Source organism: Enterococcus columbae DSM 7374 = ATCC 51263 (assembly GCF_000406925.1).
In the GTDB taxonomy this organism is placed as follows: domain Bacteria; phylum Bacillota; class Bacilli; order Lactobacillales; family Enterococcaceae; genus Enterococcus_E; species Enterococcus_E columbae.
The window spans coordinates 191,653-203,403 of the sequence record NZ_KE136350.1 but is presented as its reverse complement, the minus strand read 5'-3'; the positions used below and the strand labels follow the sequence as shown (position 1 = coordinate 203,403).

Annotated in this window: 12 protein-coding genes; 11 read left to right on the top strand and 1 reads right to left on the bottom strand. The window is 34.7% G+C overall.

The genetic code is table 11. The features are described 5' to 3' along the window. Positions 1 to 103 precede the first annotated feature (103 nt). Positions 104 to 469 carry an MmcQ/YjbR family DNA-binding protein gene (locus RK02_RS10055; protein ID WP_016184137.1) on the top strand — a complete coding sequence of 122 codons (366 nt, stop codon included), beginning with the start codon at positions 104 to 106 and terminating at the stop codon, positions 467 to 469. Next, positions 466 to 1,542, top strand: a complete 1,077-nt coding sequence (locus tag RK02_RS10050) for an endonuclease/exonuclease/phosphatase family protein (RefSeq protein WP_016184136.1) — start codon at positions 466 to 468, stop codon at positions 1,540 to 1,542. The genes RK02_RS10055 and RK02_RS10050 overlap by 4 nt, the downstream gene beginning before the upstream one ends. Before the next feature lie 51 nt (positions 1,543 to 1,593). Here RK02_RS10050 and RK02_RS10045 read toward each other — a convergent pair whose 3' ends face one another. Beyond that, a complete protein-coding gene (locus tag RK02_RS10045; RefSeq protein ID WP_016184135.1) occupies positions 1,594 to 2,508 on the bottom strand; it encodes an ArsR/SmtB family transcription factor in 915 nt (304 codons plus the stop codon). A 301-nt stretch (positions 2,509 to 2,809) separates the two neighbouring features. On the opposite strand from RK02_RS10045, the gene RK02_RS10040 reads away from it, so the two are divergent. The 9 genes from RK02_RS10040 to rpsR all read left to right on the top strand — a co-directional run bounded on the left by RK02_RS10040 (position 2,810) and on the right by rpsR (position 11,537). Then, positions 2,810 to 4,051 carry an ABC transporter substrate-binding protein gene (locus RK02_RS10040; protein ID WP_016184134.1) on the top strand — a complete coding sequence of 414 codons (1,242 nt, stop codon included), beginning with the start codon at positions 2,810 to 2,812 and terminating at the stop codon, positions 4,049 to 4,051. 122 nt (positions 4,052 to 4,173) lie between these two features. Further along, entirely contained in the window at positions 4,174 to 5,055 is an 882-nt protein-coding gene (locus tag RK02_RS10035) for a carbohydrate ABC transporter permease (RefSeq protein WP_016184133.1), read from the top strand. Between the two features lie 12 nt (positions 5,056 to 5,067). After that, positions 5,068 to 5,901, top strand: a complete 834-nt coding sequence (locus RK02_RS10030) for a carbohydrate ABC transporter permease (protein ID WP_016184132.1) — start codon at positions 5,068 to 5,070, stop codon at positions 5,899 to 5,901. Positions 5,902 to 5,921: 20 nt separating this feature from the next. Then, on the top strand, positions 5,922 to 7,724 hold the full coding sequence (locus RK02_RS10025) for a glycoside hydrolase family 2 protein (protein ID WP_016184131.1): 1,803 nt from the start codon (positions 5,922 to 5,924) through the stop codon (positions 7,722 to 7,724). Between the two features lie 87 nt (positions 7,725 to 7,811). Beyond that, complete coding sequence (locus tag RK02_RS10020) at positions 7,812 to 9,224, top strand: glycoside hydrolase family 43 protein (RefSeq protein WP_016184130.1); 1,413 nt, start codon at positions 7,812 to 7,814, stop codon at positions 9,222 to 9,224. A gap of 2 nt (positions 9,225 to 9,226) precedes the next feature. Continuing rightward, positions 9,227 to 10,222: an aldose epimerase family protein gene (locus RK02_RS10015; RefSeq protein WP_016184129.1), complete on the top strand. Its 996-nt coding sequence runs from the start codon at positions 9,227 to 9,229 to the stop codon at positions 10,220 to 10,222. A 195-nt stretch (positions 10,223 to 10,417) separates the two neighbouring features. After that, positions 10,418 to 10,717 carry a 30S ribosomal protein S6 gene (rpsF, locus tag RK02_RS10010; RefSeq protein ID WP_016184128.1) on the top strand — a complete coding sequence of 100 codons (300 nt, stop codon included), beginning with the start codon at positions 10,418 to 10,420 and terminating at the stop codon, positions 10,715 to 10,717. 41 nt (positions 10,718 to 10,758) lie between these two features. After that, a complete protein-coding gene (gene ssb / locus RK02_RS10005) occupies positions 10,759 to 11,271 on the top strand; it encodes a single-stranded DNA-binding protein (protein ID WP_016184127.1) in 513 nt (170 codons plus the stop codon). Between the two features lie 29 nt (positions 11,272 to 11,300). Next, positions 11,301 to 11,537 carry a 30S ribosomal protein S18 gene (gene rpsR, locus RK02_RS10000; protein ID WP_016184126.1) on the top strand — a complete coding sequence of 79 codons (237 nt, stop codon included), beginning with the start codon at positions 11,301 to 11,303 and terminating at the stop codon, positions 11,535 to 11,537. Positions 11,538 to 11,751: the final 214 nt, after the last annotated feature.

Below are 11,751 nucleotides of genomic sequence, written 5' to 3'. Positions count from 1 at the left end.
CATAGGTAAGAGAATATCAACCTTTTCTAAAATTGAGTTTAGAAAAGGTTGGTATTTTTGTGTAGAATGAGCAAGTAGACTTATATAGAAAGTGGGAAAGGAAATGGATAAGACAGCCCTATTTACTTGGCTTGACCAACGTTTTTCAACCAAGCCGGAGTATTTATTCAAAAAACATCCGGAGTATGCCGTTTTTAGACATTTAAAAAATAAGAAATGGTATGCCCTTTATATGGAGGTTTACCCAAGCGTGTTTAATATAGACAAGCAAGAAACTTGGCCAATCCTAAATGTTAAATTAAACCCGGAATTAATTGAACTTTTACGCTTGCAGCCTGGCTATTATCCAGCCTACCACATGAATAAAAACTATTGGCTCAGCATCCATCTAACAGCAATTACTTTAGAAGAATTAATCCCGTTAATCGAAGAAAGCTATTATTTGACAATGGAAAAGAGGAAAAAATGAAGAAAAAAATTTATCGGAGTATCGTCTTTATATTTGTTATCCTACTCGCTATATTAGTTTCTTATATATGTTATTTATTTTTGAGCTATCAGCGTATTGCCGATGACCAAAAGATAGCAATCGAAAAGGCTAAAATTGAGCAAACCACTCAGTCAGCTAATCATAATCAAAGCTATCGGATTACCACTTTTAATATTGGTTATGCAGCCAATCCACAAAATTATAGCTTTTTTATGGATGGTGGCAAGTATGCGCGTGGATTTAGTAAAGCAAATGTGCAGTATAATCTAGCAGGGATTATCGAACAATTGCAGCAAACGCAAGCTGATTTTATTCTCCTACAAGAAATTGATCAGTTAGCGACACGTTCCTATCAGATAAATGAAGTACAAAAGGTAACGCAAGCTTTTGCAAATTACAATTATAGCTTTGCCTTGAACTATGATTCAGCTTATTTATTTTATCCTTTTACGCAGCCCATCGGTAGTGCCAAATCAGGATTGTTGACTTTAAGTAAGGCTACAATGGAACAAAGCAGACGTTATTCACTGCCGATTGCTACTGATTTGAGTAAATTTACGGACTTGGATCGAGCATTTACCGTGACAGTATTGGCTACTCAGCCGAAAAAACTAGCACTGATCAATGTACATCTATCAGCTTTTACGAAAGACCCGACGATTCAAGCCGCTCAGATCAAAAAATTAACCAAATATATGCAGCTTTATCAACAAAGAGGCTATGCAGTCATTGTTGGTGGTGATTATAATCATGATTTATTGGGCAATACGCCTAAGCGATTTGGCACGAAACAAGAACAGCTCACCTGGACACACGCTTTTCCAAAAGCCGCCCTTCCTGCTGGATTTACCTTAGTGAATCAGGATATTGTTGCAGCCAAAATTCCTTCCGTTCGCGCGAATGATCGTCCTTTTACCAAAGATAGCTATGTCAATTTGGTCGATGGTTTTATCGTGTCAGAAGAGATTAAAGTCAATCAGCTAAAAGTTTGGGATTATCATTTCCAATATTCAGATCATAATCCTGTAACGCTGGAATTTGAAATCAAATAATGAAATACCGACAAAATTTGGGTACGCCATTCAAATTTTGTCGGTATTTTTTTATGAAGAATGAGCCGTGTAAAAATTGAAGAAAATATCTTGCGGATGATTGCCCCATTGTTCACCAAAAACAGTCAGGCCACCAGCATTTTTTGCTTGTTTATCAACTGCAATTTTAAAAGTAATAAAATCTAAGTGATCGATGGCGACTTCATTTAAGTTACAATTCGAAACTTTTTGTCCGTCGATAGAAGTATCATAGCGATTGATTCGAATATGTTTTAATAAACCATATTGACTAAAAGCATCATTCCACCATTCTGGTGTATATTTTCCGCGAACATCAGAAAAATTCCCAGGAACAGTATAAGAACCAATTTTGACATTATTCAAATAAAAATCAATATCACTGGGCCAATAATTATTAGAAATTGGAAACTCAGAAGCTAATTCTAAAGAAATATCTAACATTTCGACACGTTCTTGATGACTAAAAGGATTAGGAATTTTATATTCCAAAAAACCATTGTTTAGCCAAATGATACTAGCATTGACTCTATCTTGATCTAAAAAAGATTTAGGTTCATCTAATGAGCCAATGATTTGTTGCGTTGTTGCCATGCCACAAGAAGGCTCAGCATGAAAGTCAACAAAATGTCCAATTTTCACTTTAACAGATTGCAATGATAAATCTGGAAATATTTTTTCGGGAAATTGTATTTGAATTTGGTCGACTTTTAAACGGATGTATTTTTTTCGCCATTCTTCACCAATTCCATGTTCAATGACGATTAACTGGGCTTTTTCCAATATTTTTATATGTTTAGTCATTACCGCATTTGAAATATTTAATTCCTCAGCGATATCAGAAATGCTTCGTTGATTCTTGCCGATAATGTTTAAAATTTCTAATCGGGTTTCGTTGGCTAATGCTTCATATACAGGTAAAGAAGTCTTATCTAAAGCTAAATCCATAATCATCTAACCTTTCTTAACGTTTATTGTTAATTAGTATAACTTAAATTTTATTATTTTTCAATATCGTAAAATGAAATTTGTGAAAAGTTAAGTAGGTTGCAGATTATTATTTTACATTTTTTTAAAATGAACAATTCTAAAAACATGTAAAAAATCATGTTGACAACGCTTTCTCGGTGTGTTAATTTTAATGTGCAAGCGATAAGTCAATAAACATTATCCAAAAATATAAAACGACTTATCAAATTAAAATGAAATACATTTTACTAGAATGTAAAATGAATATGGAGGCTAAATTATGAAAATCTCAAAATCTGTCAAATTATTGGGAACAATGTTAGTATGTGCAAGTTTCTTAGCAGCTTGTGGTAAATCAACGGATAGCGCTAAAGAATCTAAAGAAATTTTGCTTTGGTCTTCTACAACAGGTCCTGATGGTGAAAAAATTAAAAAGACCATCGACAATTACAATGCAACAAAACAAACTTACAAAGTGAAAATTGTCAGTATGCAAGCAGATACGTTTAATTCCAAATTAACAACGGCCGGTAAGACAGGTAAAGGGGTTCCTGATTTAGCTTTAGTAGCTTCTGAAGCTTTACCTAGTTATCAGAAAAAAGGCATGCTTGAAAACTGGGATAGCTTAATTAAAGGAACAGACTTAAATGAAGACAAGTATGTAAAAGCAGCTTGGGAAACCGGTCAAGTGGATAAAAAACAATATGGTATTCCGGCAACAATGGGTTCATGGGTTATGTATTATAACCAAGACTTAGTGGACAAATATGCACCAGGAGCAACGGATGATGGTGTTGTTACTTATGAAGAAATTGAAGCAGCGGGTGCTAAAGCCAAGGCAGATGGTATTTATAGCTATGGATATACTTGGGGAATGCAAAACTATTCAAATCTTTATTTACAGATGGGTGGAGAATGGTTAACAGATAAAAAGCTAAACATTAATAATGATTACTCATACAAAGCAGTTGGTGAATTTAAAAAATTATTTGATGCTGGTTATATGGTTCCAGACGGTGAAGACGCTAATAAGCTATTTGTAAATCAAAAATTAATTTTCTTACCAGAAGGAACATGGATGTTAAGTAATATGCAAAAGATTACTGATTTCAAGTGGGGAGAAACGTTCACACCACAGTGGGATGCAAATCACATTGTTCAAGGATCAGGGGTTGACCAATTTGCAATGTTTAAGACAAAAACAAAACGTTCTGAAGATAAACAAAAAGGTATGGTTGATTTCTTAACATGGTTACAATCGAATCAATTGGAATGGATCAAATCAGGTGCAAATCCAACTGCTTTAGCGATGTTAGATAATGAAGAATATGCTAAGATGCCTCAATCTTTCTTGATAAAAACACAAAAGGGTCAAGATTCACTTGCAATTAATACTCAAGACGGATTATCTTATGTCTTTTCAGAATATGATAAACGTTCATGGGATATGATTACAGGTAAAGCAGACATTAAAGATACCTTTGGGGAAATTCAACAAATTGTAGACCAAAAAATGCAATAAGTATTAAATTTGAAGGTAAAGAGGCTGCAAAATCTATCTGCAGCCTCTTTTTTTAAAAGAATGGGGATTATTTTTTATCAATGATTCTTTAAGTTTGTTAATTATAAAAGGGGGAAAGAATAATGAAGTCGAAAACGAAATTTAATCTGTGGCCAGCTTTATTTATTGGCCCGCATATGTTGTTGTTTTTAATCTTTTTCTTAGCACCTGCTATTATTGGAATTTATGTATCCTTTACACATTGGGATTTATATAATAGTCCGGTTTTTACTGGATTAGATAATTATAAAACGATTTTATTTGATAAAAGTTCAATTTATCATACGCAGTTTATGAATGGGATGAAAAATACCTTACTTTTTGTCTTATTCTCAGTTCCAGGCTGTATCATTATTCCATTATTATTGGCAGTTGGATTACATGCAAAGCCAAAATTTAGTCGTACTTTTCAATCTGTTTTATATTTACCGACTTTATTTGCAATTTCAGCAGTCATGATTATTTGGAGCTTCTTACAGAGTCGTTCATTTGGTCCAATTAGAGCCTTGTTTGGTATAGATATTAATTTTGCCGGAACACAACCTTGGGCCTGGATTTTATTAGTATTAGTAACAATTTGGTGGACTTCAGGAGGAAATTTAATTATCTATGTAGCAGCCTTAAATGGGGTGGCAAAAGAGCAATTAGAAGCCGCTGATTTAGATGGTGCTAATGCTATTGTGAAATTTTTCAAAATTGTGTTGCCTAGCATTAAGAATCAATTGATTTTTACAACGGTTATGACGACAATTGCACAGTTCAATATTTATGGACAACCACTAATGTTAACACAAGGTGGACCAAATAATTCTACTCGGGTGTTAATGATGTATATTCAAGAAAATGCTTTTGGTAGCAGTGATTCTTATGCAGGTATTTCTTCTGCAATGGCAATTCTGTTAGGACTTGCTATCATGGTTGTTTCGGTTATTCAATTTGTGGTTATGCGTAGACTAGAAAAATAGGAGGAAAAAAGAATGAAGCAGAATCGAGTGGGAAAAATTATCGCATTTATTATTTTAGCAATTGTCTGTCTCGTTTGGATTTTTCCATTAGTCTGGGCAGTGTTAACTTCTTTTAAGTCTGATATAGAAATTCAAAAAGTTGGTTTTAGTCTATTTCCTAAACATTGGACTATAGAAAACTACACAAAATTACTTTTTGGCAATGATTCCTCTCCAGTATTATCATGGTTCATTAATTCTTTGATTATTTCATTGTCACATACTGTTTTAGTGTTATTTATCGTTTCTTTTGCAGCCTATGGTTATACGCGTTTGACTTTTAAAGGACGGGATCTGTTATTTAGTATTCTTTTAGGAACAATGATGTTTCCAAGTGTAATGAATTTGATTCCTAATTTTAAAATTGTCGATACTCTAGGCTGGACGAATACTTTTTTAGCGGTAATTGTACCAGGGGCAGCTGGAGTATACAATATTTTTCTTGTTCGCCAATTTATTTTGGGGATACCAAAAGAGTTAGATGAATCCGCAGTGGTTGATGGAGCTAACGAATTTCAAATTTTTTATTACATCATCTTACCGTTGATTCGTCCGGTTTTAACTGTAGTTGCCTTATTTAGTTTTACAGGTTCATGGAATGATTTTCTATGGCCATCAATAGTGATTAGCGACATTGATAAATTGCCAATAACACCAGGTTTACAGTTATTACAAGGTCAGTATTTAACTTATCCAGGTATTGGTACTGCGGGCGCTTTATTAGCCTTGATTCCAACCTTTATTCTATATTTAATCGCACAAAAAAGCTTTATGGAATCAATGTCACTACAAAGTGGAATTAAATAAAATTTTTAGGGGGAAAATAAATGATAAAAAAAGGTTATCCAAGACCACAGCTTGTCAGAAATCAGTGGGAAGATTTAAATGGTAGCTGGCAATTTGCTTTTGATGATGAAAATATAGGTCAAAAAGAAAAATGGTATCAAAATAAATCGCTGTTTGATTTAAAGATTGAAGTTCCTTTTGTTTATCAATCTAAATTAAGTGGAATTCATCAAAGAAAATCACATCCAGTTGTATGGTATCAAAGAGAATTTTCATTAGTAAAAAATCCAAACAAACGATATCTTTTACATTTTGGTGCAGTAGATTATGAAGCTGATGTTTATGTAAATGGGCAACATGTCTGCAACCATATTGGTGGACATACTTCCTTTGAATGTGATATCACCGACTTTTTAGAGGTGGTGGATACTCAACAAAAGCTAACTGTTCGCGTATATGATCCATTAAAAGATGAGTCCATTCCACGAGGGAAACAATTCTGGGAAGAAGAATCAGCAGGCATTTGGTACACAAATTCTACTGGTATTTGGCAAACCGTTTGGTTAGAAGAAGTCAGTGCGATTCATTTATCTAAATTGCGGTTAACGCCACATTTTGATGAGGGGAAGGTTCAAATTCAAGCACAGATTAATCAAAGTCAATTAGTCGCTGCTATTCAGTTAGCTTATCAGATTTATTTTAAAGAAGAATTAATTGTACAAGGAAAACAATCTTTTCAACAAGGGAAAGTTGACTTTTTAGTAGATTTGATTCAAGAACATATTTTTAGAACGAATTTTCATCATGATGGCTGGAGCTGGACACCTGAAAACCCTAATTTATTTGATTTAAAATTGCAAATTTATCAAAACGAACAAATAGTTGATAAAGTTAGTTCTTATTTTGGTATGCGTAAAATTCATACAGCTAAGGGTATGGTCTATCTTAATAATAAACCTTATTACCAAAAGCTAGTGTTAGATCAAGGGTATTGGCCAGAAGGATTGTTAACGGCTCCGAATGATGAAGCTTTTGTAAAAGATATTCGATTGGCAAAGGAAATGGGTTTTAATGGTTGTCGAAAACATCAAAAGACAGAGGATCCACGCTTTTTATATTGGGCTGATCAATTAGGTTATCTTGTATGGGGAGAATGTGCCGCACCAGCTATTTATAATACAGATGCCATTACACGTTCGATGAAAGAATGGATGGAAATCATAGATCGTGATTACAATCATCCTTCAATCGTTACATGGGTACCCATTAACGAAAGTTGGGGTGTCCCACGAATTGCTTTTAATCGCCAAGAGCAGCATTTTTCTCAAGCAATGTATCATTTCATCCATTCTTTAGATACCACGCGCTTAGTTATTTCTAACGATGGTTGGGCAGCTACAGAAACAGATATTTGTGCTATTCATAATTATATGCATGGTCAAAAAGAAGAGGTAAACAAATATCAATACTTTATTGAGACCTTGAGTACTAGAGAAAATTTACTACATCATCATTCAACTGCTTGGCCAATTTTTGCTGAAGGATTTGAATATCAAAATCAACCAATTTTACTTACTGAATTTGGTGGAATAGGCTTTGATGTTTCAGGACAACCAGGTTGGGGTTATACTTCGGTAAATGATGAAATGGAATTTATTGCAGATTATCAACGTATCATGGAGGCTGTTTATCAATCTCGAGGTTTATGGGGCTACTGTTATACACAAATTACTGATGTTGAACAAGAAATTAACGGCTTGCTAACGTATGATCGTCAACCAAAATGTGATTTAAGCAAAATTAAAGAAATCAATGACCAGTATCATATTCCAGTAGTCGAATAAAATTACCCCTCTCAAAGTAGAAAGTCAATATATAGTGATTTTCATTGAGAGGGCTTTTATTTTAATGATTTGAAGGAGGGAAGGAGATTGAAGAAGAAACTGTTGTTAGGAGCAATTTTAACTTGTGGTTTAGTCTTAGGCATAGCGGCTTGTCAATTTAATCAGTCGGCAAAATTTACTATGACGAAGCAAATGACCAATATTGTTGATAACAACGGAGCTGATCCTTGGGTAAGCTACGAAAAAGGTAGGTATTACTATACTAAAACTACAGGAGATTCTGTAACACTTTGGCGAAGCAAGCAATTAGAAACCGTTTTTACTGGTAAGCAGAAAACAATTTTTAAAATACCAGATGAACTGGAAAGTATTTGGGCTCCTGAAATTCATTATCTTGATGGGCGATGGGTCGTTTATTTTGCTGCTAATAAAGCCAATGAGACGCATCGGATGTATGCATTAACCAATCCTTCTAAAGACCCATATAAAGGCAATTGGCAACTTACGCCCATTAAAGGGATGGATGATAAATTTGCTATTGATGGCACCATCTTAACAGTAAAAGATAAAAATTATTTTATCTGGTCTGGTTGGCAAGGTTATGAAAATGTTGCGCAAAATATTTATATTAGTCCAATGATTTCACCGACAGAAGTAGAAAATAAAAAAATTGAACTTTCTCACCCAGAGTATGAATGGGAAATGCGTCAAAAACCATTCATCAATGAGGGGCCACAAGTAACGATTAAAAACGATACTATTCATTTAATTTATTCAGCAAGTGGGAGTTGGGACAATGATTATTGTTTGGGAGAATTAACGGCTAAAGTAGAGGCTGATTTACTAAATCCTGCATCATGGAGCAAAGCAAAGGCACCCATTTTAAAAAGTAATGCAGAAGTATATGGACCCGGACACCACTCGATTGTGTCAACAAAAGATGGTAAGCAAGATTGGATTATCTACCATACTGCTCGCTGGGATCATAGTGGTTGGCATCGGCTTGTTCGGATGAATCAAGTGAAATGGCAAGGAAATAAAATTAAATTGAGTTCACCGACTGTAGATAATGAATTGATTTCTCGCCCGAGTTCGCAAGAGTTATCGCGTTTTACCTTAGCAGCAACGCAGGCCGAAAAGACTAAAGGATTATCTGTAATCAATGATGACTATGCTTTGAACCATCAGGTGATTACTGGTTTTGAAAATCCAAATGATCAACTAACTTTTCATTTTCAAGCACCTAAGACAGCAGAATACACCGTGATGGCTTATGTGAAAATGGAAAATTATGATGATCCAGAAAATATCTTAGAAGCCAAATTTTCAGTTAAGCAGGAAGAAAAAATAGCTAAAATTTATCCTTCACAATATTATCAGCCCGTACAAATAAAAATAAAATTGAACCAAGGGAAACAAACAATCCATTTTCAATCAGTTATAGGAGTGGATACCTTGAGTGTAGATCGAATAGAAATAATTGAAAATCAAGGAGAATAACGATGGCAGTACAGACTTATTTACTCGAAAATGAATATTTGAAATTAGAGCTTTTGAATGTAGGGTGCGCTATTCATCGTCTTTGGGTAAAAGATGCTAATGGCAAGCTCAGAGATGTTGTCTTAGGTTATGAAAAGGCTACTGATTATTTAAGCAACTCCAATACATATTTTGGTGTAGTTGTTGGTAGAAATGCGAACCGAATTGCCCACTCCGAGGTAGAAATTGCAGGGAAAATCTATAGTCTGGAAGCAAACGAAGGCGAAAATACCCTTCACAGTGGATTACATGGATTTCATGAACGTATTTGGCAGGTGGAAAAACAGGAAAAAACAGCGGTTACCTTTGTTCTTGAAAGCCCGCATTTGGATCAAGGATTGCCAGGTAATTTAGTGATGAAGGTGTGTTACCAATTAATTGATAATCGCCTTTCGATTATCTATGAAGGCTTGAGTGATGCCACAACCATTTTCAATCCAACAAATCATGCTTATTTTAATTTAAATGGACATAATAGCGGAACAATTGAGAATCACCAATTACAAATTCCTGCACAAAAAATTACGCCAATCATAAAAGATACGCTGATTCCAACAGGTGAATTGATGCCAGTAACCAATACGCCCTTTGACTTTACTCAAAGTAAACAAGTTAAGCAAGCACTTAGTCAAAATCATGCGCAACTGCAATTTGCAGGAGGAATTGATCATAATTTTGTCTTAGAGCCAGAAGGAGAGATTCAATTAATTGGTGACGAAAGTGGTATTATCCTAACAGTTACTACAGATCTACCTGGTGTTCAAGTTTATACGGGAAATTTTATCGAAAACGAAGCAGGCAAAGATGAGAGTATGTATCAAAAGCATGCGGGAATTTGTTTAGAAACGCAATTTTTCCCAGATAGCCCGCATCATGAGCTATTTCCAAGTAGTCTCATTAATGCAAGGGAATCAGTAAAACATTGGACAACTTTTACTTTCACGCATCAAACAAAATAAAGCTTTTAATCAAATAAAATTTCAAGGAGCTTTTGCGTATTTATCTAGTAGCAAGGTAATTAAAAAAATGCGTGAAAAACCTTTGCAATTCTTTGAAAATCTGTGTATAATAAATCATTGTGAGTAGTCTAAACTGCTCTCTCTGCTCTTGACTAAGATACAAGAGCCAAAGTCCATAGGGAGGTGAAATAATCAATGGAAAATACGAAATATGAAATTCTTTACATTATTCGTCCAAACATTGATGAAGAAGCAAAAACTGCTTTAATCGAACGTTTCGATGCAATCTTAAAAGATAACGGAGCTGAAGTTATCGAATCTAAAGATTGGGAAAAACGCCGTTTCGCATATGAAATGAACGGTTTCCGCGAAGGAATCTATCACATCGTTAAAGTATCTTCTCCATCAAGCGCTAGCGCTATTAGCGAATTTGATCGTCTTGCTAAAATCAACGAAGACATCATTCGCCACATGATTGTTAAAGAAGAAGCATAATTAGTTTCACGTGAAACAAAAACGATGGGAGATGAATAGCCTTGATTAATAATGTTGTATTAGTTGGAAGACTAACAAGAGATCCAGAATTACGCTATACTGCTAATGGGATTGCAGTCGCTACTTTTTCACTTGCTGTGAATCGTAATTTTACGAGCCAAAGTGGTGAAAGAGAGACTGACTTTATCAATTGTGTGATTTGGCGTAAACCGGCTGAAACCTTAGCAAATTACGCTAGAAAAGGTAGCTTGGTTGGTGTGACTGGTCGTATTCAAACTAGATCATATGATAATCAACAAGGTCAGAGAGTATATGTAACTGAAGTAGTTGCTGATAATTTCCAATTATTAGAATCAAAAGCTGTTTCTGAGCAACGTCGCTCACACGATGGCGCTTCATTTGATGGGAATCAATCTGCACCATTTAATCCTGGCTTTAATCAACAACCTTCATCTCAACCATTTAGCGGAGTGCCTAGCTTTGATCGAGACAATAACGCCAATCCATTTGGTGGCTCGAGCGTAGACATTTCAGATGATGATTTACCATTCTAATTAATTTTTTGATAGAGGAGGGAAATAGGATGGCACAACAAAGAAGAGGCGGACGTAAACGTCGTAAAGTTGACTTTCTTGCAGCAAATCACATTGAACATGTAGATTATAAAGATGTTGAATTATTAAAGAGATTTATCTCAGAACGTGGAAAAATCTTGCCACGTCGTGTAACAGGTACTGGTGCTAAAAACCAACGTAAATTAACTGTTGCTATCAAACGTGCACGTATTATGGGATTACTTCCATTCGTTAACGAAGATTAATGATAAAGCAAACACTCCAAGGCAATGCGCTTTGGAGTGTTTTTTTGGCTCAAAGCGGTTTGGTAAATCGATTAGTCTATGTATATAAGCTCTGATAGAATACATTATACTAGTATCTCCTTGGGGCAAGACTAATCAATAATAAAGATTTACATAATTAAATTCGGGGGATTTCTAGTTAATTTCATCTGTTTAACTGTTTAAGTAAGTAGCT

What these genes read in the sequence shown, in the direction of transcription:
- RK02_RS10055 (WP_016184137.1), top strand. Translation starts at nt 104, where the DNA reads ATGGATAAGACAGCCCTATTTACTTGGCTTGACCAACGTTTTTCAACC.
- rpsF (WP_016184128.1), top strand. Translation starts at nt 10,418, where the DNA reads ATGGAAAATACGAAATATGAAATTCTTTACATTATTCGTCCAAACATT.
- RK02_RS10030 (WP_016184132.1), top strand. Translation starts at nt 5,068, where the DNA reads ATGAAGCAGAATCGAGTGGGAAAAATTATCGCATTTATTATTTTAGCA.
- RK02_RS10035 (WP_016184133.1), top strand. Translation starts at nt 4,174, where the DNA reads ATGAAGTCGAAAACGAAATTTAATCTGTGGCCAGCTTTATTTATTGGC.
- RK02_RS10040 (WP_016184134.1), top strand. Translation starts at nt 2,810, where the DNA reads ATGAAAATCTCAAAATCTGTCAAATTATTGGGAACAATGTTAGTATGT.
- RK02_RS10045 (WP_016184135.1), bottom strand. Translation starts at nt 2,508, where the DNA reads ATGGATTTAGCTTTAGATAAGACTTCTTTACCTGTATATGAAGCATTA.
- RK02_RS10015 (WP_016184129.1), top strand. Translation starts at nt 9,227, where the DNA reads ATGGCAGTACAGACTTATTTACTCGAAAATGAATATTTGAAATTAGAG.
- rpsR (WP_016184126.1), top strand. Translation starts at nt 11,301, where the DNA reads ATGGCACAACAAAGAAGAGGCGGACGTAAACGTCGTAAAGTTGACTTT.
- RK02_RS10050 (WP_016184136.1), top strand. Translation starts at nt 466, where the DNA reads ATGAAGAAAAAAATTTATCGGAGTATCGTCTTTATATTTGTTATCCTA.
- RK02_RS10025 (WP_016184131.1), top strand. Translation starts at nt 5,922, where the DNA reads ATGATAAAAAAAGGTTATCCAAGACCACAGCTTGTCAGAAATCAGTGG.